This window comes from Stenotrophomonas sp. CFBP 13724 (assembly GCF_014841975.1).
Taxonomy (GTDB): domain Bacteria; phylum Pseudomonadota; class Gammaproteobacteria; order Xanthomonadales; family Xanthomonadaceae; genus Stenotrophomonas; species Stenotrophomonas lacuserhaii.
The window spans coordinates 791381-813926 of the sequence record NZ_JACYUW010000001.1 but is presented as its reverse complement, the minus strand read 5'-3'; the positions used below and the strand labels follow the sequence as shown (position 1 = coordinate 813926).

The window sequence follows — 22546 nt, the reverse complement described above, 5'->3', positions numbered from 1 at the left end:
GCCACGCTCGGCGAGCGCATAGCGCGGCCACCCCAAAAGCCGCCGAGCATGGCTCGGCGCTACCAGAACGCGCGGGACGCGCGCGGGGAACCCTTGACCTACAGCGGCGGCGGATACCCGCGCCCGGCCCGCAACGGACGGAAATACGCCGTCTGTTCGTACAACCCGGCGTCCTGCGCCGGGTGCCAGCCCGGGATGCCGGCCAGCGGCAACGGACGCAGCTCCAATGGATCCTGCAGCACCGCCCCCTCACCCAGCGCACGCGCCACGGCCGCGATGCAGGCAGCGTCATCCTCGCCCTGCACCACCAGGCATTTGCCCACCAGCAGCCGCGTCGGCAGCAATGCCTGCTCCAGCAGCGCATGACCGATCACCGCTGCCACGCCGATGTCGCCGCTCGCCCAGTCCCCTGTCCCCTGCACGAACAGCGCTTGCCAGTCGTGCGCATCCCACGCCGCCAGCAGGCGCGCGTCACGCACCCGCACGATCACGCCGGACTCGTCGAACTGGGTCAGCGCGGCTTGTGCGCGGTTGCGGGCGTGTGGGCCCATCTGCTGGATATGCACGCACTGGCGGGTATTGAGCGCCCGCTTGATGTCCGGGTAGCGCGCCCAGACCAGCGCGTTGAACAGGTCGTGCCAATTGCAGGCGCGCGTGGCAATCTGGCCGGTTTCGGCAATGCGCTGCTCATAGTGCCAGCCATCGGCGAGCAAGGTCGCGTCCTGCTCGACCAGCCGCTTGACCTGCAATGGCAGCACGGCGTTGAGCATTTCGATGGAAGGCCACTCCGCATCCGCCAGCAGCCGGGTAAACGGCGCCAGTGCGTCAAACAGAGGATGCGCGAAGCGGGCCGCATCCACCGCCTCGCGCCGTGGCGCGACGAAGCGGCGGCGGGTCGCGCCGGACTCCGCAGCGTGACGACCCACAGTCGTCACCCACCCGGGATCAGGCGCGTCTGCCTGGGTCACAGCATCTTCAGGTCGAGCGCCTTGCGGGCGCCTGGCACAGCCGTCGGCGGCAATGCATCGCCGTACAGATCGTGCTCATCGCTCTCGGTGATTTCCACGTCGACGAAATCGCCGACCCGCAGGGTCACCTCATCGGCATTCTGGATATGCACCAGCCCATCGATCTCCGGCGCGTCGGCCTTGGAACGCGCCACCGCGATATCACCCTCGATTGCATCGACCAGGCACTGCTGCACGGTCCCGATCTTGGCTTCCAGCCGCGAGGCGGAAATCTGCGCCTGCTTTTCCATGAAACGCGCCAGGCGCTCCTGCTTCACTTCTTCCGGCACCGGATCGGGCAGGTCGTTGGCCGTGGCGCCTTGCACCGGCGAGTACGCGAACGCACCGACACGGTCCAGCTGCGCCTCATCCAGGAACGACAGCAGTTCCTCGAATTCGGTTTCGGTTTCGCCGGGGAAGCCGACGATGAAGGTCGAGCGCACGGTGATGTCCGGCGCGATGCGGCGCCAGTTCTGTACCCGCTCCAGGGTTTTTTCCACCGCACCCGGACGCTTCATCAGCCGCAGGATGCGCGGGCTGGCGTGCTGGAACGGAATGTCCAGGTACGGCAGGATGCGGTTTTCCGCCATCAGCGGCACCATCTCGTCCACGTGCGGGTACGGGTACACGTAGTGCATCCGCACCCAGGCATCCAGCTCGGACAGACCTTCGCACAACGACTTCATCCGCGTCTGGTAGGCCTTGTCGCGCCACATGCGCTCGGCGTACTTGACGTCCACGCCGTAGGCGGAGGTGTCCTGGGACACCACCAGCAGTTCGCGCACACCGCCACGCACCAGGCGTTCGGCTTCGCGCAGCACCTCATCCACCGGCCGCGAAACCAGCTTGCCGCGCATCGAAGGAATGATGCAGAAGCTGCACTTGTGGTTGCAGCCTTCGGAAATCTTCAGGTACGCGTAATGCCGCGGGGTCAGCTTGACCCCGTAGTCCGGCACCAGGTCCACGAAGGGGTCGTGACGCGGCGGAATTGCCGCATGCACCGCTTCCATCACGCTCTGGTAGTCCTGCGGCCCGGACACGGCCAGCACGTCCGGGTACGCCTCGCGGATCTGCTCCGGGCGCTTGCCCAGGCAGCCGGTGACGATCACCTTGCCGTTGGCGTTCATCGCCTCGCCGATCGCATCCAGCGATTCGGTCACCGCCGAATCGATGAAGCCACAGGTGTTGACCACCACCACGTCGGCGGCGTCGTAGGTCGGGACGATGTCGTATCCCTCTACCCGCAACTGGGTGAGGATGCGCTCGGAATCGACGAGGGCCTTCGGACAGCCAAGGCTGACGAAGCCGACTTTGGGGTTCAGCTGGGACATGGATCGGGACTCTGGGGGCCTGGGCCGGGCGTGGCCTGGGGGCCTGGATCGGACAAGTATACCGGGCCCGCCGGGCGCCCCTGAACCCTGCCCGGCCCACAGGTGGTCACGGCAAGGACACGCTAGTCACCTACGTGGATTCCACAGCATTTCGCATGGTCAGACAGCCCAGACAGTCACAGGATGGACGGGCGCGCGACAGACATCGCCCGCGTGCCGGGCCGGCACGGTGCCGGCATCCATTCAACAGGAGCCCCCGATGAAACCCTTTGCCGCCACCTGCCTGGCCGCCGTGCTGCTGGCCGCCGCCCTACCCGGCGCCCGTGCCGCTGACAACCATTACACCTGCTCCTATCGGCTTTACGCGAACGGCCAGCCCGTGGTCCGCCGCGTGGAATACGTCGAGGCGAACCTGCAGGCGGCGATGGCCAAATTCGAGGCCTTTCTTGCCGACCTGAGGGCGCAGGGCAAGCACCCACAACACCTGGGATGCCGCTGAGCTGACCCCGCGCTGACGTCCCAGAGGAGGATAATGCTGTCGAAATCACACTGAAGAGGCGTCACACCATGGGCAACTGGATCACCCTGGATACCCACCACGGCAAGGCCCGGGCCTGGGAGGCGCTGCCGGAAGGCACCCCGCGCGGCGGCCTGGTGGTCATCCAGGAAATCTTCGGGGTCAACGAACACATGCGCTCGGTGGCCGAGCGCTTCGCCGCCGAAGGCTATGCGGTGCTGGTGCCGTCCTTCTTCGACCTGCTCGACGACGCCGACGGCGGCAAGCCGCTGGAGCTCCCCTACGACAACGACGGGGTCAAGGCAGGCCTGGATGCGGTCAACGCCATCGGCGTGGAAAAGTCGCTGGTGCTGGTCCGCGCCGCGGCTACCCGGCTGGCCGGCCATGGCAAGGTCGGCACCGTGGGCTACTGCTGGGGTGGCAGCATCGCCCTGCTCGCCGCGCTGCGTCTGGGCCTGCCGTCGGTCAGCTACTACGGGGCGCGCAACGTGCAGTTCCTGGATGAAACACCGAAGGCGCCGGTGATGTTCCACTTCGGCGCGCTGGACAAGAGCATCCCGCCGGAAGCCATCGCCGCCCACCGCGAGAAGCTGCCGAAGATGGAGACCTTCGTCTACCCGGCCGACCATGGCTTCAACCGCGACGTCGGACATGCGTATGATCCAGACAGCGCCGCCCTGGCGCTGCAACGCACCCTGGACTTCTTCACGGAGCATCTTGGATGAGCGATTTTGAACTGGATACGCGCCTGGCCAATGACAGCGTGCTGGTGGCCGAAGGCCCCCTGTCCCAGATCAGGCTGATGAACGACGAACGTTTCCCGTGGCTGGTGATCGTGCCGCGGCTGGGCGGTGTCACCGAGTGGATCGAACTGGACGGCGAGCAGCAGGACAAGCTGCGCACCGAACTCAACCGCACCTCCAAGGCACTGAAGTCCGAAGACGGGGTGGAGAAGATCAACATCGGCGCACTGGGCAACATCGTGCGCCAGCTGCATTTCCACGTGATCGGCCGCCATGAAGGCGACCCGGCCTGGCCCGGACCGGTCTGGGGCAGTGGCCAGGCGCATCGGCATGACGCCGACGAACTGCAACGGCGTGTCGCACACTGGAAGGACAAGCTAGGATATCCGCCCCACCCTTGAGCGTTCGCAGACTCCGATGCGTTTCAATCTAGTCGCTGCCATCCTGCTGATCCTGGTCGGGCTGTTCATGCTCGCCACCAACCTCGGCTGGACCAACATGAACTTCACCCGCCTGCTCACCACCTGGTGGCCGGTCGGCCTGGTGGCGGTGGGCATCGGCATGCTGTTCGGCCGCGGCAAGTAAGCCACGGCCCGGCGGTGCCGGTCCAACCGGGCCGGCACGCCACGGATGATCAGGTGCGCGGCAGGGTGACGCCGGTCTGGCCCTGGTACTTGCCGCCACGGTCCTTGTAGGACGTCTCGCAGATGTCATCCTGGTCGGCCTGGAAGAACAGCATCTGGGCCACGCCTTCGTTGGCGTAGATGCGCGCCGGCAGCGGCGTGGTGTTGCTGAATTCCAGGGTCACGTGGCCTTCCCACTCCGGCTCCAGCGGGGTCACGTTGACGATGATGCCGCAACGCGCGTAGGTGCTCTTGCCCAGGCACACCACCAACGTATCGCGCGGGATGCGGAAGAACTCCACCGTGCGGGCCAGCGCGAAGCTGTTGGGCGGAATGATGCACTCATCGCCCACCACGTCGACGAAGCTCTTCGGGTCGAAGTGCTTGGGGTCCACGATGGTGGAATTGATGTTGGTGAACACCTTGAACTCGCGCGAGCAACGCACGTCGTAGCCATAGCTGGACGTGCCATAGCTGACGATGCGCTCGCCGTTGGCCTGCTTCACCTGCCCGGCTTCGAACGGCTCGATCATGCCGTGCTGTTCGGACATGCGGCGGATCCAACGGTCACTCTTGATGCTCATGCTAAGTCCTGGCTGGGAGGGACGGGCGCGCGCCCGGGAGCTGATTCTACAGGCCCGACCGCCTCACAGCAGCGAGGACAGGATCGGGATGGAAGCGCGCGGACGCTTGGCCAGTTCCTCCAGCAGCCGGCTGGCGGCCTGGCGGTAGGCCTGCGCTGCAGTGGACTCGGGCTGCGCGGCGGTGATCGGGGTACCGGCGTCGCCCTGCTCGCGGATGTCGATCTGCAGCGGCAGCGATCCCAGCAGCGGCACACCGTACTGCGCCGCCATCTTTTCCCCGCCACCGTGGCCGAACAGATGCTCCACGTGGCCGCAGTTGCTGCAGGTGTGCACGGCCATGTTTTCCACGATGCCCAGCACCGGCACTTCTACCTTCTCGAACATCTTCAGCGCCTTGCGTGCATCCAGGGTGGCGATGTCCTGCGGGGTGGTGACGATCACCGCGCCGGCCAGCGGAATCTTCTGGGTCAGGGTCAGCTGGATGTCGCCGGTGCCGGGCGGCAGGTCGATCAGCAGCACGTCCAGGTCGTCCCACAAGGTGTCGTTGAAGAACTGGGTCATCGCCGAGGTGGCCATCGGCCCGCGCCAGATCATTGGCGTCTCGTCCTCGATCAGGTAGCCGATCGACATGGTGTCCACGCCGAACGCGCGCGGCGGCTCGATGCTCTTGTTGTCCGGGCTTTCCGGGCGGCCGGACAGACCCATCATCGCAGGCACCGACGGGCCGTAGATGTCCGCATCCAGCAGCCCCACGCGCACGCCCAGCTGCTGCAGGGCCACCGCCAGGTTCACCGAGGTGGTGCTCTTGCCGACCCCGCCCTTGCCCGAGCCCACCGCGACGACGTTGCGGATGCGCGCATGCGGGCTCAGTCCTTTCTGGACCTGGCTGGCGTGGGGACGGCGTTGCGGGTTGTTCACTGCGGTGCTCCGGAATCTTAAAGACGGTCGGCTGCCATGATACAAGCCGGTGGGTCACGTGCCGCTGCTGGCCTGCGTGGCGTGGCGGCTTGATGCGGGCGCCGCCCAGCGTTTGCCGAGCCTGTCCACCGGAGCCCCTTGCGCCCCGGCATGACCTTCGACACCCTTGCAGGCTGGGCCGGAGGCGTATCGTCCGGCCTATCGTCCTCTGGGAACCTTCCCAGACATCACGCGGCCTGGAGGCCATACAAAAGTGACCCGTACTCCCAAGATCGTCCTGCTGACCCTGGCCGTTTCGGCCGCGCTGGTCGGCTGCGGCAAGAGCGAAACCCCGGCCAAGGAAGGCGCCGCCTCCACCCCGGCCGCCGCCACCGAAGCCCACACCTACACCCTGGACCAGGCCAAGCTGCCGGCGTACAACGCCTTCCAGCCCAGCGACCTGGACACCACGCTGGACGCGTGCACCGCCTTCGGCGACTACGTCAACAGCAAGTGGCTGGCCGCCAATGAAATCCCGGCCGACCGCACCAGCTGGGGCGCGTTCACCATCCTCGACGAGCGTTCGGTCGCCGCCCAGCACCAGCTGGCCGAGCAGGTCGCGCAGGTCAAGAACCCGAACCACATCGAAAAGGTGGTCGGTGACCTGTGGGCCACCGGCATGGACGAAGCCAAGATCAACGCCCAGGGCATCGAGCCGTTGAAGGCCGACCTGGCCGCCATCGACGCGCTGTCCGACAAGGCCGCCATCGCGGCCTACCTGCGTGACACCGCCGCCAAGGGCGAGAACGTGCTGTTCGGCTTCGGCGCCGAAGCGGACTTCAAGAATTCCGCCGTGAACATGGCCTACGCCAGCCAGGGCGGCCTGGGCCTGCCGGACAAGACCTTCTATACCGACGCGGCCAAGGCCGACAAGCTGCAGGCCTACCAGGCCCACGTGGCCAAGGTGCTGGAGCTGGCCGGCGTGCCGGCCGCCGACGCCGCCACCCAGGCGGCCGAGGTCATCAAGTTCGAAACCCGCCTGGCCAAGGCCTCCAAGTCCAGCGTCGAACTGTCGCGCGACGTCTCGCTGTATTACCACCCGGTCACCCTGGCCGAAGCCGATACCCTGACCCCGAACTTCAGCTGGACCGAGTTCTTCAAGAGCCAGGGCGTAGCCGCGCCGGAGAAGTTCTCGCTGGCCATCCCGGCCTTCCATGAAGAAGTCAGCAAGGCGCTGGGTGATACCGATCCGGCGGTGTGGCGCGCCTACCTGCGCTTCCACACCGTGGACAGCGCATCGCCGTACCTGAGCGATGCGTTCGCCAATGAGAACTACGCCTTCTACGGCAAGACCCTCAACGGCCAGAAGGAACAGAAGCCGCGTTGGAAGCGCGTGCTGGGCACCATCGAAAACGGTGCCGGCGAAGCGTTCGGCCAGCTGTACGTCAAGGTCGCCTTCTCGCCGGAAGCCAAGGCGAAGATGGAAACGCTGGTGAAGAACCTGGCCGATTCGCTCAAGGAGCGCATCCAGGGCCTGACCTGGATGAGCGATGAGACCAAGGCCAAGGCGATCGCCAAGTGGGAAACCTTCACCCCGAAGATCGGCTACCCGGACAAGTGGCGTGACTGGTCCGGCCTGGAAACCGGCCGTGACAGCTTCCTCGGCAACGTCCGCGCCGCCAACGCCTTCAACTACAAATTCAACCTGGCCAAGGTCGGCCAGCCGGTGGACAAGACCGAGTGGGGCATGACCCCGCAGACCGTCAACGCCTACTACAACCCCCTGCAGAACGAGATCGTGTTCCCGGCCGCCATCCTGCAGCCGCCGTTCTTCGATCCCAACGCCGACGACGCGCTGAACTACGGCGGCATCGGTGCGGTGATCGGCCACGAGATGACCCATGGTTACGACGACCAGGGCAGCCGTTTCGGACCGACCGGCAACTTCGAGAACTGGTGGACCGAAGCGGACAGCAAGAACTTCTCCGGCCTGACCGGCAAGCTGGTCAAGCAGTTCAACGAGTACAAGGTGGATGGCCAGGCCGTCGATGGCAGCCTGACCCTGGGCGAGAACATCGCCGACCTGGGCGGCCTCGCAACCGCCTACGATGCGCTGCAGAAGGCGTCGGCCGGCAAGGAAGATCCGAAGGTCGATGGCTTCACCCGCGACCAGCGCTTCTTCTTCAACTGGGCCACCGTGTGGCGCACCAAGTACACCCCGGAAAACGCCAAGGTCCGCCTGGCCACCGATCCGCACGCACCGGCGCAGTTCCGTGCGATGGGCGCGCCGTCGAACCTGCCGACCTTCGCCGCCGCGTTCCAGTGCAAGGCCGGTTCGCCGATGTCGCGCGCTGGCGATGCCAAGGTCGTGATCTGGTAAGCCACGGCTGACGCCGCGTTGAAAGCGAGGCCCGGGGAAACCCGGGCCTTTTCGTTGGCGATGCCGGCCGCGGGGTGACCGGCGCTGGCGTGCATGCCGTGCACATGTCCGGCTTGCTATAGTTCGCCCGCCCTTAATCCATCATGGATTTGCTCTACATGCCCACTCTTCGTCCGCTTGCCATCTCCCTGGGCGTCAGCCTGGTCATGCTGGTCCCCGCCCACGATGCGCTCGCCGCCAAGAAGAAGGCCGCACGTGCGCCGGCCGTCAGCGCCCAGTGCACCGATTTCCACGACGCGGCCAATGCCGCCTGGCTGAAGGCCAACCCGGTTCCGCAGACCGGCGCCACCACCGCGCTGGGGCAGCTGGTCGAGCGCAGCCGCCTGCAGCAGCGCGAACTGCTGGACGCCGCCATGGCCAGCCCGCAGGGCAACGTGCAGAAGCTGCTCGGCGACTTCTGGGCCAGCGGCCTGGATGAAGCGGCGGTGGAAGCCGATGGCTCCAACCCGATCGCCCCGCTGCTGACCCGCATCAACGCGATCAAGCGCGCCAAGGATGTCCCCGCTTCGATCGCCGCCCTGCACCAGGTCGGTATCCCGGTGGCGTTCAACTTCAGCCCGGACGTTGACCTGAAGGCGCTGGACCGGCACATCGGCTACTTCATGCAGGGCGGCATGGGCCTGCCGGACCCGGCCTTCTACACCCGCACCGACGCCGACACCGTCGCGGTGATGGGCCGCTACCGCGCCTACGTCAAGCAGATCCTGGCGCTGACCGGCACCCCTGCGGCCAAGCTGGATGCCGAAGTCGCCTCGGTGATCGCGCTGGAAACCGAGCTGGCGCGCAACGCGCAGTCGCTGGCCGACCTCAACAACCCGTTCCGCAACTACGCGCCGATCTCCACCCGCGACCTCAACGGCCGCTACAAGAACCTGCAGCTGGACGCGTTCCTGAAGGTACAGGGCGTCAACGACGACCTGGTGTCGCTGTCCGACGCCGCGCTGTTCCAGGCGCTGGACGGCATGGTCACCCGGATCAAGCCGGACCAGTGGAAGGCCTACCTGCGCTGGCGCGTGGGCGATGCGATGGCACCGTACCTGTCCAAGGCCTACCGTGACGCCGAGTTCGAATTCCGTGGCCGTGTGCTGCGTGCACAGACCCTGCCCGCCGCGCGCTGGGAGCAGGTCCTGGATGCGATCAACGTGGCCGCCGGCCCGATGCTCGGCCGCGAGTACGCCGCCAAACACCTGAGCGCCGAAGACCGCCGCCAGGCGGCCTGGATCATCGACAAGCTGCGCGAAACGCAGATCGAAGCAGTCAAGCGCAGCACCTGGCTGAGCGCCGAAGCCAAGGCCGAAGCGGAAGCCAAGCTGGGCGCGTTGAAGATCGAGATCGGCACCCCGCTGCGCGACCTGGATTACAGCGTGCAGCCGATGGGTCGTGGCAGCTTCGGCGGCAACATGCTGATCGCTTCCACTTGGCGCCACCGCGAAGAAATGAAGCGCATCGGCCGCGGCAACGCAGACCGTCGCTGGGACGTGCTGCCACAGCAGCCGTCGCTGGCGTATGACCTGGCGCAGAACCGCCTGATCGTCACCGCCGCCGCCCTGCAGGGCCCGATCTTCAACGCCCAGTCCAATGCGGCCAACAAGTTTGGCAGCTACGGCGCACTGGTCGGCCATGAGCTGACCCGTGCGATCGACGCCAAGGGCGCGCTGATCGACGCGCGCGGCGAACTGCGCAGCTGGTGGACCCCGGCCGACAAGACCGCCTGGACCCTGCTCGGCACGCGCATGGCCACGCAGTACAGCGCCTACGATTTCCCGGGCGTGAAGGGTGCCAAGGTCAACGGCGCGCTCACCGCGGACAACAACCTGGCCGACCTGGCCGGGCTGGAACTTGCCTGGGAGGCCTACCGCGCCGTCGAAGCCAACGCCAAGCCGGCCGACCAGCAGGGCTTCTTCACTGCCTGGGCCGCCCTGTGGCCGCAGCAGCTGTCGCCCAACGAAGCAGCGGCACGCGCCAGCATGGACATCGAAGCACCGGGCAAGTGGCGCACCAATGGCCCGCTGGCCAACCTGCCGGCCTTCGGCGCCAGCTTCACCTGCAAGCCGGGCCAGCCGATGCAGCGTACCGACGCCGAACAGATCCGCGTCTGGCGTTGAGCCGGCTGTTTGGGCCCCAACAGGAAGGGCGCCCGGAGGGGCGCCCTTTTTTTAGTGGCCGATGCAGCGTTCGATCGTCAGAAATCGTACGAGGCGGTCAGCCGGGCCGAGCGCGGCGCAGTGAAGTAGGTCCCGATGCCGTAGATGTTGGAGACGGTGTACGGGCCCTCCTCATACTTGCTCTCGGACTGCAGCGGGCGGCGCTGGTTGAACACGTTGAACACATCCAGCCCGAACGCGAGCCGCTTCTGCGCAAACCCGGGGCGATACATCACGCCGAGGTCGAAGCGGGCGGTCCACGGCTGGCGACCGGCATCGCCAGGACGCGACGGGCTGCCATTGCAGTAGTGGTACGACGATCCATAACTGATCGGGTCACTCTCATCGGCGCCGTAGTATCCCAGGCAGGTCTTGGGTGCACCGGACATCACCCGCAGCGTGGCCGAGGCCGTCCATTCGTCGGTGAACTGGTAGGCGCCATAGCCCTTCAGCTGGTGGCGACGGTCGTTGGCCAGGTAGCCGCCGGCGTACTCCATCAGGTACGACGAATCCCAGTCCTGGGTCTTGGACACATCCTTCTGACCCAGGTCCGACTTCACCTGGCCCTCGGTGTTGCCGAAGTTGCGCGACCAGGTGTAGTCCACGCGACCGTACCAGTTGTTGCGCATCGGGTGCTCGATGAACAGGTCCACCGCCACGTAGTCACGCTTGGCCTTCTGCCCACCCAGCCCCCAATCCTCGCCACTCATGCTCACCGGGACATAGCCCGAGCCGTCACGCTTCTTCACCAGGAAGGTGTTGCTCTTGCCCGGATTGAAGATGACGCAGCCGGGGATATCCAGTGTGCTGGAATCCACCCCCATCGCGTCCAGTTTGTCGGCAATCCGGCCGGAATCGCAGGTGTCGTCGATTGCGGTCTGCAGGCGGCGATAGGTCGCCTTGGCGCCGCTGTTCCAGGATTCGCCCAGGGTCTTTTCAAAGCCGAGGATCAGCTCGTCCTGGAACTGCGACTTCAGGTCCGACGGCGCCACGCTACGTGGATCCGGCGTCTGCCCGTATTCGTTGTTGGAAGAGACCGGCCCTGGTCCCAGCGGGGTCAGGCCAGTCGGGTTGCCGTTGGCATCGATGCCGCTGTAGGTGAAATACTCGCGGGTATACGTCGACGCCGATGCACCACGGATGGCCACGCTGTTGGGCAGCGCCAGGTAGTAGCGCCCCAGGTTGGCGAACACCTTCAACGAGGAATCGCCGAACACATCCCAGGCCGCGCCCAGCCGCGGGGCCCACTGGTCACCACTTTCCACATAGGCGACACCTGCGCTGTTGTAGTTGGTGAACTTGTCGTTGCGCAGGCCCAGGGTCAGCAGCCAGTCCGGGGTCACCTGCCACCGGTCTTCCAGGTAGTACGCTTTCTGCTGCAGCGACATGCTGGTGGTGGTGGAGAAAATGTACTTCTGCACGAAATAGCCATCACCGCCGGGCGGGGTGATGCCGAAGCCCGGCGCCGGCGAGGAGCCCGGGGCAACGCGCGAATAGATCCACGCATGGCCGGGACCGGTCATCGCCTGGCCCTCGTTGTTGGCCTGGAAGGTCATGTTGTCGATGCCGGCGGTGAGCTCGTGGTCGCCGATGCGGTATTGCAGATCCACGCGCAGGCCGCGCGTGTTGCTGCCCGCATTGGAGGCCTTGTCATTCATGGCGGGCTGGTCGTTGCGGATCGGCGTGCCACCGGTGATGGAGGGATCCTGGTTGTTGGCGCCGCTGATGAACGGGTTGGGCGAATTCAGGGGGTTCGCGTCCAGGTTGCGCTGCCTGCTGCGCCCCCACAGCGCGCTCAGCGTCAGGTCGTCGCTGAGGTAGCTGGTGAACTTGAAGATGTCGTAGTTGTCTTTCAGCTTGGTGGTGTTGGCGAACGTGCCGGTGCGCTCGCCTTCCTGCCGTGTCGGGTAGTCGTAGGCACGGTAGTAGGCGTCGTAGCGATCCGTGTTCTGGATGCGGGTGTACTCCAGCGTGTTGCTGTCGTTGATGTTCCAGTCGACCTTGCCGTAGAACTTCGGCGCATTGATGGTGTAATGGCGCTTCACCTGCTGTGCCGATTCGATGCTGTGGGTCAGGACGCCGCTGGACTTGTCGACCTCGCCAGCCACGTGCACGAACAGCCGGTCTTCGATCAGCGGGCCGCTGACATAGCCACTGTAGGTGGTCCGGTCGGCCCTGTCGCCGCGTCTGGAACGGTACAGCGAACCGGGAAGGGTTGGATCCTGCAGTTGATAGCCGGGCGGCAGCGAAGCATCGGGGTAGCGGATATCGCGCGGCGATTCGGCTAGCGAACCCGGCTGCCAGGTGGCCTGGACACCGTAATGCCACTGGCTGGTCCCGCGCTTGCCGAGCTGGTTGATCACCCCGCCGGTGGAGCGTCCGTAACTGGCCCCGTAGCCGCCGGTGAAGGTTTCCTGCTGGTCGATCGAGCCGTAGGGCAGGCTCACCCCGCCGATGTTGTTGAGCGGATTGGTGGCATTGAAGCCGTTGAGGTAGTACGCGTTCTCCGTGACGCTGGCGCCGCCGAAGGACAGCGAAGAACGCGAACCGTTGAGGAACGCCCCACTGCCCGCGACCACGCCCGGCGCGAGCAGCGCGATCGCTTCGGCACTGCGGCCCAGCGGCAGCACATCCAGCTGTTCGGAGGTGATCACCGAGCGTGAGACGGTGTTGGTGACATCGATCTTCGGCAGCTGGGCCGCCGTCACGGTCACGGTTTCCAGCGTGGTGGCCGCCGCTTCGGCGAAGGAGACATCGGTGCCCGCACCGACCTTGAGCTGCACGTTGTCGCGCTGCTGCACCACTTTGCCATCGCGTTGCAGGGTCACGGTGTACTTGCCGACCGGCAACGAACCGAGGGTGTAACGGCCGTTGGCATTGACCTCCACGGTGCGCTTCAAACCGCTGTCGCTCTCCACGATGATCGAGGCGCCCGCAGCGCCCGGTGCGCTGCCGTACAGCGAGCCGGTGGTGCTCTGTGCGGAGGCCGCGCCGATGATCGACATCAGGGCCACGACGATGCTGGTCCGCTTCAATGGTGCGGCCCGCTTGATGCTGCTCATGCAAACTCCTTGTCCAAGGGGAAGCAGGCCGCGGTCCACCGCAGATCTGCAACACAAGTTGAACAAGCAGCTGAACCGCAGGCCTACGAAGAACACGACATGAGGGCGTTTCATGGTCGATGACGGCGCTCCGTTACGCAATCAGCCCGCCTCGGTCACACAGGCACGACAGCCGAAAGCGGGGTTCCAGCCACTCGCGACACCTGTATTCCCCTCCGGGTGCGCGTCCAGCGCTCGCCACCGGCCTCATCGGTGACCTCGACCATGACCGGCACCTGCTCGCCTGCGGCGGGGAACCCGAACCTCCCTGCCAACAACCGCGACAGCATCCCGCTGCCCCGCTCCACGCGCGCGGTGCCGTGCCAACGCTTCGCCGCCGAAGGCGCATGCAGGGCCTGCACGCTCGCCGGCAGCGTGGCATACGCCGTACCCAGCACGCGTTGGTAAAGGCTGGCACCGGCTCCGTCATGACGGAATCCGGTGTGGGTGTAGCGGCCTTCGAACAGCGGCTCATTAGTCCGCCAGTTGCAGCGCATGCGTGGCCACCCGCGCACCCACCGCAGGGCGCTCCCCTGCAGCAGCTTGCGGATGATCGCCTCGATGGCCACCGACGGAATGTAGGGGCCGTCATCGCCCTCGGCCAACAAGTGCCAGCTCTGCACGACGGACACGCCTGCACGCAGCCCCTTGGCGCGTACCATCATGCCGCCACGGTGCTCGCCGGACTTCATCCGGTTCAACACCCGATGGAACAGCGGAGACAGCGGCTGCAGCGAAGGCGGGCGCAGGCGGGCATCGCCCGCAAACGCGCTGCAGAACGCACTTGCCGCGGCCAGGTTGCGCCCTTCGATCAGCAGTTCAAGATCGGGAAGGTCGGCCGGCAGCCGGGCCAGCCGCCCACCGAACACACCGTAGCCCCGAGGATGAGAATCTTCACCTGCGTTCCGTCCGTGTCCGCCCTGCCCACAGGGTAACGTGGCGGCGCCTCCGTGGAACACGATCCGGGATTAACATCGGCCGTGCTATCGCTGCACGCTCGTCCCTTCGGGAGCACCACCATGGTCCACAAGAACACGGTCTGCATCTGGTACGACAACGGCGCGCTGGACGCGGCCACCTTCTATGCGGAGACCTTCCCGGACAGCAAGGTGGTCGCCGTCCATCATGCGCCCGGCGACTTTCCATCAGGCAGCCAGGGCGACGTGCTGACCGTGGAGTTCACCGTCTGCGGGCTGCCCTGCGTCGGCCTCAATGGTGGCCCCGCCTTCCGCCAGACCGAAGCGTTTTCACTGCAGGTTTCCACCGAAGACCAGGCCGAGACCGACCGGCTGTGGAATGCCATCGTCGGCAGCGGCGGCCAGGAAAGCGCGTGCGGCTGGTGCAAGGACCGCTGGGGCGTGTCCTGGCAGATCACCCCGCGCATCCTGCTGGAGTCGGTGACCAGTACGGACAAGGCGCTGGCCAAGCGCGCCTTCGACGCCATGATGACCATGCACAAGATCGACATCGCCACCATCGAGGCCGCCATCCGGTGAGCCCGGTAGTGACGGCCGCTGGCCGTCAACCCGATCATCCCGCACGTGACGGCCAGCGGTCGTCACTACCCTGGGCTGTCTTACTTGATCGAACGCAGGTGGTTCGGCCGCTTCGGCGGGCCCGGCGGGCGCGGCTTGAACGGCGGCTGGCCGCGCCAGTAGCGGATCAGCAACCAGCCGAACAACATGCCGCCCAGATGCGCGAAGTGGGCCACGCCCGGCTGCCAGCCGGTGGCGCCCAGCACCAGTTCACCCACGCCGAACAGGATCACGAACGTGCGCGCCTTCATCGGAATCGGTGGGAACAGCAGCATCACCCGCTGGTTCGGGAACAGCATGCCGTAGGCCAGCAACAGACCGAACACGCCGCCGGAAGCCCCCAGCACCGTGGCCGGATTCTCCATCAGGCTGCCCACCAGCAGCTGGCACAGGCCGGCGCCGGCCACGCAGACCAAGTAGAAGGTCAGGAAGCGTTTCTCGCCCCAGGTCTGTTCCAGCGGTGCGCCGAACATGAAGACGGCGAGCATGTTGAAGAACAGATGGCCGAAGCTGCCATGCAGGAAACCGTAGGTCAGCAGCTGCCACGGCTGGAAATTACCGCCGGGCGAAAAGGCATCGAAGCTGCCCTGCAGCGGTTGCAGCATGAACGGTGCGAAGGTCGCATCGCCCAGCAGGAACGGCTGCTGCAGCAGGAACAGGATCGCGTTGGCGATCAGCAACGCCTTGGTAACGGTGGGCAGTCGCGGAAGCATGGGGGCATCCTCTGGAACGGCCTCCATCATAACGGCAGCGCCCGTGGATGGCGTTGTCTTCCGCCGCTCACGCGTTCAGGCCGCTGGCACGCTCAGCGCGGCCCCCAGATCTCCGCATCCAGCGCCTGCGCCGGATCCAGCGCAGGCATCCGCACGCGCCCTCGTTCCACCACCACGCCTTCGGCACGCAGGCGCTGGCTCTGCTCACGCCAGCCGCGCGAACCCTCCGGCATGGCGATTCGGCCATCCGCGCGCAGCACGCGGTGCCACGGCAGCTGCGGATCATCATTCATGCCCAGCACGCGCGCGGTCAGCCGCGCCCTGCCCGGCAACCCGGCGCGCGCGGCGACCTGCCCGTATCCCATCACCTGCCCGGCCGGAATGGCGCGGATCACCGCCAGGATGCGCTCGCGCGCCTGCTCCGGGGTCAGCGCCGCAGGCGGGTCACCAGCAGCACCCCGCACAGCACCAGCACGGTGCCGGCGATCTGCGCCGGGCCCATCGGTTCGTCGAGCAGCCATAGACTCATCACGATCGTGGAAACCGGCCCGAGCATACCGACCTGCGCGGCCAGCGACGAGCCGATGCGCTTGACCGCCAGCATGATCGCCATCACCGGCAGCACCGTGCAGACCGTGGCGTTGACCAGCGACAGCCACTGCACCGCTGCCGGTGCCTGCCACAGCAGCGGCCAGGGATGGGTCAGGCCGAAATGCAGCAGCACCAGCACGCAGGCCACGCAGCTGGCCTGCGCGGTCAGCCGCACCGCGCCGATGCGCGCCACCACCTGCCCGCTGCCGAACAGATACAGCGCGTAGCTGATCGCACTGCCGAGCACCAGCAGGCTGCCAAGCACGATCTGCCCGCCTTCGCGCTGCAGGTCGTGGCCGAACGCCACCAGTACGCCGGCGTAGCTGAGCGCCAGCGCGGCCAGTTGCCAACGGCCCGGGCGTTGCCGCGCCAGCAGGACGTTGATCAGCAGCACCAGGGTCGGGTTGAGGTACAGGATCAGTCTTTCCAGCGTCACGCTGATGTACTGCAGCCCCTGGAAATCCAGCCAGCTGGACAGGTAATAGCCGGTGAAACCCAGCCACAGGACGCGTGCGCGGTCAGCCCAGCCCAGCGATGCTGCGCGGCGCGAGGACCACCAGGCCAGCAGCAGGAACAGCGGAAACGCCATCGCCATGCGCAGCGCCAGCAGCGTGGTCGGATCCACGCCATGGCGCAGGCCCAGCTTGACGATGACGGCCTTGCCGGACGCGGCCACCGCACCGATCGCAGCCAGCCCGATACCTCCCAGCGCGATGCGGGTGGACGAGGTGGCGATGGGCGACGGAGTGCTCATGGAGCGCGCCATTATCGCATGGGTGCGGCCCTGCCCTTTGTCGTGCCGACCTTGGTCGGCACCGTGATCCACCCTGCCACCCAAGCCCGGCAGGCGCGCTCAGCCGCGCATCAGCACGATCTCTTCCGAGGAGGTGGGATGGATCGCCACGGTATCGTCGAACTGCGCCTTGGCCGCGCCCATCTTCACCGCCACCGCGAATCCCTGCAGGATCTCGTCGGCCGCCTCGCCCAGCAGGTGTACGCCGACCACGCGCTCTTCGGCACCCACGCAGACCAGCTTGAACATGCTGCGCTGGGTGCCGTCGGCCAGCGCCTGCAGCATCGGCCGGAAATTGCTGTGGTAGGTGCGCACTTCGCCGTACCGGGCGCGCGCCTCCTCTTCGCCCAGGCCGACCATGCCCAACGGGGGATGCGAGAACACCACGCTGGGGACGTTCTCATAGTCCATCTTCGCGTCCGGCTTGCCGCCGAACAGCCGGTCCATCAGGTGCCGCGCAGCGGCGATCGCCACCGGCGTCAGGCCCACCTTGCCGCCGATGTCCCCTACCGCGTGGATGCTTGGCACGGACGTGTCCTGCCACTCATCGACGATCACCTCGCCGCGGTCACCCACCGCCACACCGACCTGCTCCAGGCCGATATCGGTGGAGTTGCCACGCCGGCCAATGGCGAAGAACACCGTATCGAACACGCTGTCCAGCGGACCATCGTGGCCCAGCACGCGCACATGCTGGCCATCATCGTCGCGCTGGAGTTCACGCAGGCGGTAGTCGAACTGGATGCGCACTCCCTGGTGGCACAGATTGTCGGCCAGCTGCGCGGCCAGTTCGCCATCGAAGCGGTCCAGCAGCCGGCCACCGCGCACCAGCAACGTTACCCGGCTACCCAGCGCCTGCAGCAACCCAGCCAGCTCCACCGCGATGTAGCCGCCGCCGACGATCGCGACCTGCTCCGGTGCGTCGCACAGATTGAAGAAGTCATCGGACACCAGGCCCAGTTCCGCGCCGGGGATGTCGGGGCGCTGGGGGTGGGCGCCGGTGGCCAGCAGGATGTGCTCGCCGCTGATGCGCACCCCGTCGCTGCACTCCACCGTATGCGCATCCACCAGCCGCCCACGACGTGGTACGCGCACTACGCCGGTCTCGTCCAGGCGCTTGCGATAGCTGACATGGATGTTCTCGATATAGGCCTGGCGATGCACCACCAGTTCCTTCCAGGACAGCGCCGGACGCAGTGGGACGTCGAAGCCCATCGCACGGGCCAAGCCGATGCGCCCGGCCAGGTCGGCGGCCAGCCACATCGCCTTCTTCGGCACGCAGCCGACGTTGACACAGGTGCCGCCCAGTTCGCCGGGCTCCAGCATCGCTACCTTCCTGCCGTGCTGTGCCGCGCGGAAGGCAGCGGCCAGGCCGCCGGATCCGCCCCCCAGGACGATCAGGTCGTAGTCATGCGCAGTGTTTGTCATCGGGCTCGCTCGCTTCGTTGCGTCAACAGGGGGGGCAGTGCAAAGCATGCCACGGCCGGCCGCGCGCCAGACGTGACGGTGCCCGATCAGCGCGTCGGCTGCGTGCGCCGCAGCGGCGGCCAGTGCAGGTAGGTCATCGCCCGCCACAGCCATTCCATCGGGCCATGGCGGAAGCGTGCCAGCCACAGGTTGCTGATGCCCACCTGCAGCGCGAACAACGCCACGGCGAACACCAGCTGCCACGCACGCGGCAGCTGCTCGAAGAAGCCCAGGCCATAGCCGAAGAACAGCCAAGTGCACAGCAGCGACTGCAGCAGGTAGTGGGTCAGCGCCATCCGCCCCGGGGCGGCCAGCCAGCCCAGTGCGTGCCGCGCGTGCACGATCCAGCCCAGATAGCCGAGCGCCATCAACAGGCTGGCCACCGCGGCCAGCGCGTAGGACAGCCCGGTCTGCACGGTGAACTCGCCGGGCGCCAGGTAGGGATGCCACGCGGCGCTGGCCAGCATCAGCACCACGCCCACGGGCATGGCGATCCAGCGCAGGCGCGCGTACAGAGGCGCAAAGCGCGTGGGATCGGCCAGTGCACCGCTGCGCGCGAACCAGGCCCCGATCAGGAACATGCCGAAGATTTCCGGGCCGGTGATCAGGATGCCGCCGATCATGTGGCGCAGGTCGGCCAACCGCTGCACATTGGCCTGCGCCCAGCTTCCCTGCCCATATGCCAGGCGCTGGGCTTCGAGGACCTCCTGCGCCGCGCGCATGCTGCCTGCGCTGTCCAGCGGGCTGCCACCGCGCGCCGCCGCCCACACCAGCAGCGCGAACAGCAGGCTGAGCCCCACGGCGAAGGCATACACCAGCACGCCCATCCCCGGCAGCATCGACAGCGGCCAGCGCCGGGTGACCAGCAACAGGAAGGACAGCAGCGCATACACCAGCAGGATGTCGCCGGACCACACCAGCAGCGCATGGCAGGCGCCGATCAGCAGCAGGGCGCTGCTGCGACGCAGGTAGATCGGGGTGAAGTTCCGCCCGGCGCCCTGTGCACGCTGGGCCATCACCGCGAACCCAGCGCCGAACAAAAGCGAGAACAGCAGGAAGAATTTGCCCTGCACGAACACATACACCAGCGCATCGGCGAGGTAATCGATGCCGTGCCAGTGCGGATCCACCCCGGTGAAGGACAGGTCCAGTGGACCGGTGAACGCTTCGATGTTCATCAACAGGATGCCGAACAGGGCGGCGCCACGCAGGATGTCCATCACGGTGATGCGGTCGGCGGGGGGCAGCGGCTGCAAGGCAGGAGTCGCGGTGGTCACGGGGGATCCGGGGGTGCGGGGCGCCATTATGCGGTGGGGGTGGGTCGAACGAGTGTGACCCCCTCGCGGGTGGTTGTTGTTTGAAAGCAGGCTGCGTGTTTGACGCCGGGTGGGTGGGGTTGGCAGGACACGCCGCAAGTACGTCCTTGTAGGCTGCATCGCCGCATCCATGCGGCTCAGCGTCCTGCCAACCCCACCCACCCGGCGTCTGGACAGGTTCCTGTGGCCGCCACCCGCGTAGAAAAAGAGAAAAGCGGTAGCGCCGAAGGCAGCGGCAGGAGCCGCTGCCAACGTCGCTTGCGACGGCCCGAAGGGTGCCGGTCAGGACGAGCGGCATAGCCATGGTCGGCGAGCGCAGCGGGCCGTTGGCGGGAACATTCCGCCGACCGTGGGTCGGCGCTACCGAAGGTTCCATGGCCCCCATGGACCTGTCGAAGGTGGGGCGGGGTGGGTTGGCGGGAACGCTCATCCGCATGGATGCGGATGGCGAGCCCCCATGGACGGATCCACGGCGATTCCCGCAACCCCACCCCGCCCCGCCAACACACAGCCCTGCAGCCGTTGATGTTTCTGTTGCCCAAAAAAAAACGACCCGCTTGCGCGGGCCGTTCGAACGGGTTCAGACGCGCTCAGCACTCAGTGCTGGTGACCGCCATCGCCGTGCACGTGGCCGTGCTGGATCTCTTCTTCGCTGGCTTCGCGCACGTCGATGATCTCCACGTCGAAGTGCAGGTCCTTGCCCGCCATCGGGTGGTTCAGGTCAACGTCGACCACGCTCATGCCCACCTTCTGCACCGTCACCGCGCGCGGGCCGAAGTTGGTCTGCAGCACGACCTGCGCACCCGGCACCAGCTTTTCCTTGCCGAAATGCTTCTTCGGCACGCGCTGGGTCAGGCCCTCGCGGCGCTCGCCGTAGGCATCGGCCGAAACCACGTCCACGCCGAAAGTGGCGCCGGCTTCCTTGTCTTCCATGGCCTTTTCCAGGCCCGGGATGATGTTGCCGTGGCCCACCAGGATCGCCAGCGGCTCACGGTCCTTGGAGGACTCGATCGGCTCCTGGCCGACTTCGGACACGGTGTAGTGGAAACGGACGACGCGGTCTTTTTCGATCTTCATGCGCAACTCTGTCTGGTAACTGCCAAGGGCAGGCGGTGGGGGCGGGTTGCCGCCCGACGGGTACGCCGCCATCATGACGGCCTATCTGAGGTCGCGCATTATCCGGAGATCACGCACATGACGCCAGTTTCGACCGGACGGCACCGCCGCGTGGCCACCGTGGCGCTGCTGATCGCCGCCGCCGCACTGACGGCCTGCGGTGGCGGAAAGACCGGGCGCCCCGCCGCCCCGCCGCCCGCCACGCAGGTCTGGCCGAGTACGTCCCCGGCCAACCCGCAGGTCGCCAATGCGGTGCTGATGCGCGCCATCGGGCTGGTCGGTACGCCTTACCTCTACGGAGGCAACACGCCCGAATCCGGCTTCGACTGCAGCGGCCTGGTCACCTATGTCTACCGCGAGATGGTGGATCTGAAGCTGCCGCGGACCTCGCGCGAACTGGCCGCCGTGCAGGGCCCGAAGATCGAGCCCCAGCGGCTGGCGACCGGCGACCTGGTGTTCTTCGGCAGCCGTGGCAACGTCAGCCACGTCGGAATTTATGTAGGGGAAGGCCGCTTTGTGCATGCGCCAAGTTCTGGTGGAACCGTCAGGTTGGATTCCCTGGGCGGACACTACTGGAAGGACCACTACACAGGAGCGAAACGCGTCCTGCACTAAGCTGAACAGGCCAAATGCTTCAAAACGTGATGCAAATCACACTGAAACAAACGAAACTTTAACGAAATTTGTACTTGTTCCACGCTTTGGCAGGGCATGATTGCCCATCGCTTCCAACCCTGTGACCGCCGAGTGACGACCGACGAACTGATGTGTGAAGGCCAGCGCGCCGTGAATTCACCCCGCCTGACCCAGCGCATCCAGCGCGCCGCCCTGCTCTCCCTTGCTCTCGTGCTCACCAGCGCGCCGGCCTGGGCACAAAATGCACCGGCCACCCCGGCCACTGCCGAAGCCGCCGTAGCCGTTGTAAAAGCCAAGACCGAAGCGGCTCCCACGCGCAGCCGCGCCGATGCCGCCGCCAGCGCCACCCTGGCCGCCCTGCTGCCGCATCTTGCAGCCAATGACAGCATTCCCCTGATGGACCGTTCGGCGATGGTTGCCGGCGACCTCAGCCGCCTGCTCGCCAACTACGACACCAGCGCATCGGGTTCGATCGTGGTCGGCGGCGCCGAAGAGAACGGCAAGATCCAGTCGGTCCTGCGCCGTGCGATGACCCTGCTGGGCACGCCGTACCGCTGGGGCGGCAACACCCCGGACAGCGGTTTCGACTGCAGCGGCCTGGTCGGCTATGTGTTCCGCACCGCGCTGGGCGTCGAGCTGCCGCGCGTTTCCCGCGACATGGCCAGCGACCGCAACAACCAGCTGATCGCCGACCGCACCGCGCTGACCGAAGGCGACCTGGTGTTCTTCGGCCGCAAGGGCCGCGTGGACCACGTCGGTATCTATGTCGGCGAAGGCCGCTTCCTGCATGCGCCGAGCACCGGCAAGGACGTCCGCGTGGACACCCTGCTGACCGGCTACTGGGGCAACAAGTTCATGCAGGCGCGCCGGGTCGAACTGTAAGACCCGCCATACCGCGCCGCATGTTGAAAGCCGCTGCCCTGCAGCGGCTTTTTTTCATGGGCGGATCTCCAATCCAATGGCCGCTATCGGCTGCCAACCGCGTTTGCATT

Annotated in this window: 21 protein-coding genes; 9 read left to right on the top strand and 12 right to left on the bottom strand. The window is 66.5% G+C overall.

Going from position 1 to position 22546, the window contains the following annotated elements:
- Window positions 1–98: 98 nt before the first annotated feature.
- A complete protein-coding gene (locus IFT63_RS03500) occupies window positions 99–926 on the bottom strand; it encodes a DUF3025 domain-containing protein (RefSeq protein ID WP_192083262.1) in 828 nt (275 codons plus the stop codon).
- 38 nt (window positions 927–964) lie between these two features.
- Window positions 965–2338, bottom strand: coding sequence for a 30S ribosomal protein S12 methylthiotransferase RimO (gene rimO, locus IFT63_RS03495; RefSeq protein WP_192083261.1), 1374 nt, complete (start codon window positions 2336–2338; stop codon window positions 965–967).
- Between the two features lie 259 nt (window positions 2339–2597).
- Between rimO and IFT63_RS03490 the strand changes: the two genes are divergently transcribed.
- The 4 genes from IFT63_RS03490 (at window position 2598) to IFT63_RS03475 (ending at window position 4183) form a co-directional block, all read left to right on the top strand.
- A complete protein-coding gene (locus IFT63_RS03490; RefSeq protein ID WP_192083260.1) occupies window positions 2598–2837 on the top strand; it encodes a hypothetical protein in 240 nt (79 codons plus the stop codon).
- A gap of 68 nt (window positions 2838–2905) precedes the next feature.
- The gene (locus IFT63_RS03485) at window positions 2906–3580 is read left to right on the top strand and encodes a dienelactone hydrolase family protein (RefSeq protein WP_192083259.1); all 675 of its coding nucleotides are present in this window, start codon (window positions 2906–2908) and stop codon (window positions 3578–3580) included.
- Window positions 3577–3999, top strand: a complete 423-nt coding sequence (locus IFT63_RS03480; RefSeq protein ID WP_042614079.1) for an HIT family protein — start codon at window positions 3577–3579, stop codon at window positions 3997–3999. Before IFT63_RS03485 ends, IFT63_RS03480 begins: the two co-directional genes overlap by 4 nt.
- A gap of 16 nt (window positions 4000–4015) precedes the next feature.
- Entirely contained in the window at window positions 4016–4183 is a 168-nt protein-coding gene (locus IFT63_RS03475) for a DUF5668 domain-containing protein (protein ID WP_042614080.1), read from the top strand.
- A gap of 49 nt (window positions 4184–4232) precedes the next feature.
- Here the strand turns inward: IFT63_RS03475 and dcd are convergent, their stop codons facing one another.
- Together dcd and apbC are read right to left on the bottom strand one after the other, a co-directional pair.
- Window positions 4233–4805, bottom strand: a complete 573-nt coding sequence (dcd, locus tag IFT63_RS03470) for a dCTP deaminase (RefSeq protein WP_042614081.1) — start codon at window positions 4803–4805, stop codon at window positions 4233–4235.
- A 63-nt stretch (window positions 4806–4868) separates the two neighbouring features.
- Complete coding sequence (apbC, locus tag IFT63_RS03465; protein ID WP_042614082.1) at window positions 4869–5723, bottom strand: iron-sulfur cluster carrier protein ApbC; 855 nt, start codon at window positions 5721–5723, stop codon at window positions 4869–4871.
- Between the two features lie 253 nt (window positions 5724–5976).
- On the opposite strand from apbC, the gene IFT63_RS03460 reads away from it, so the two are divergent.
- The gene (locus IFT63_RS03460; protein WP_101100678.1) at window positions 5977–8082 is read left to right on the top strand and encodes a M13-type metalloendopeptidase; all 2106 of its coding nucleotides are present in this window, start codon (window positions 5977–5979) and stop codon (window positions 8080–8082) included.
- 158 nt (window positions 8083–8240) lie between these two features.
- Window positions 8241–10247: a M13 family metallopeptidase gene (locus IFT63_RS03455; RefSeq protein ID WP_192083258.1), complete on the top strand. Its 2007-nt coding sequence runs from the start codon at window positions 8241–8243 to the stop codon at window positions 10245–10247.
- 77 nt (window positions 10248–10324) lie between these two features.
- Here IFT63_RS03455 and IFT63_RS03450 read toward each other — a convergent pair whose 3' ends face one another.
- Complete coding sequence (locus IFT63_RS03450; protein WP_192083257.1) at window positions 10325–13348, bottom strand: TonB-dependent receptor; 3024 nt, start codon at window positions 13346–13348, stop codon at window positions 10325–10327.
- Window positions 13349–13503: 155 nt separating this feature from the next.
- Window positions 13504–14256 carry a DUF4166 domain-containing protein gene (locus IFT63_RS17710; RefSeq protein ID WP_052811979.1) on the bottom strand — a complete coding sequence of 251 codons (753 nt, stop codon included), beginning with the start codon at window positions 14254–14256 and terminating at the stop codon, window positions 13504–13506.
- A gap of 150 nt (window positions 14257–14406) precedes the next feature.
- On the opposite strand from IFT63_RS17710, the gene IFT63_RS03440 reads away from it, so the two are divergent.
- Window positions 14407–14883, top strand: coding sequence for a VOC family protein (locus IFT63_RS03440; RefSeq protein WP_042614085.1), 477 nt, complete (start codon window positions 14407–14409; stop codon window positions 14881–14883).
- An 80-nt stretch (window positions 14884–14963) separates the two neighbouring features.
- Here the strand turns inward: IFT63_RS03440 and IFT63_RS03435 are convergent, their stop codons facing one another.
- From IFT63_RS03435 to IFT63_RS03410, 6 genes are all read right to left on the bottom strand, one after another.
- A complete protein-coding gene (locus IFT63_RS03435; RefSeq protein ID WP_042614086.1) occupies window positions 14964–15635 on the bottom strand; it encodes a rhomboid family intramembrane serine protease in 672 nt (223 codons plus the stop codon).
- 92 nt (window positions 15636–15727) lie between these two features.
- Complete coding sequence (locus IFT63_RS03430) at window positions 15728–16099, bottom strand: MGMT family protein (RefSeq protein ID WP_232767835.1); 372 nt, start codon at window positions 16097–16099, stop codon at window positions 15728–15730.
- Complete coding sequence (locus IFT63_RS03425; protein WP_192083256.1) at window positions 16063–16980, bottom strand: DMT family transporter; 918 nt, start codon at window positions 16978–16980, stop codon at window positions 16063–16065. Before IFT63_RS03425 ends, IFT63_RS03430 begins: the two co-directional genes overlap by 37 nt.
- A 99-nt stretch (window positions 16981–17079) precedes the next feature.
- The gene (gorA, locus tag IFT63_RS03420; RefSeq protein WP_192083255.1) at window positions 17080–18447 is read right to left on the bottom strand and encodes a glutathione-disulfide reductase; all 1368 of its coding nucleotides are present in this window, start codon (window positions 18445–18447) and stop codon (window positions 17080–17082) included.
- A gap of 86 nt (window positions 18448–18533) precedes the next feature.
- Window positions 18534–19790, bottom strand: coding sequence for a DUF418 domain-containing protein (locus IFT63_RS03415; RefSeq protein ID WP_192083254.1), 1257 nt, complete (start codon window positions 19788–19790; stop codon window positions 18534–18536).
- A gap of 609 nt (window positions 19791–20399) precedes the next feature.
- Complete coding sequence (locus tag IFT63_RS03410) at window positions 20400–20879, bottom strand: peptidylprolyl isomerase (protein WP_042612288.1); 480 nt, start codon at window positions 20877–20879, stop codon at window positions 20400–20402.
- Window positions 20880–20996: 117 nt separating this feature from the next.
- Between IFT63_RS03410 and IFT63_RS03405 the strand changes: the two genes are divergently transcribed.
- Window positions 20997–21533: a C40 family peptidase gene (locus IFT63_RS03405; RefSeq protein ID WP_192083253.1), complete on the top strand. Its 537-nt coding sequence runs from the start codon at window positions 20997–20999 to the stop codon at window positions 21531–21533.
- A gap of 132 nt (window positions 21534–21665) precedes the next feature.
- Window positions 21666–22436: a C40 family peptidase gene (locus IFT63_RS03400; protein WP_042612276.1), complete on the top strand. Its 771-nt coding sequence runs from the start codon at window positions 21666–21668 to the stop codon at window positions 22434–22436.
- Window positions 22437–22546: the final 110 nt, after the last annotated feature.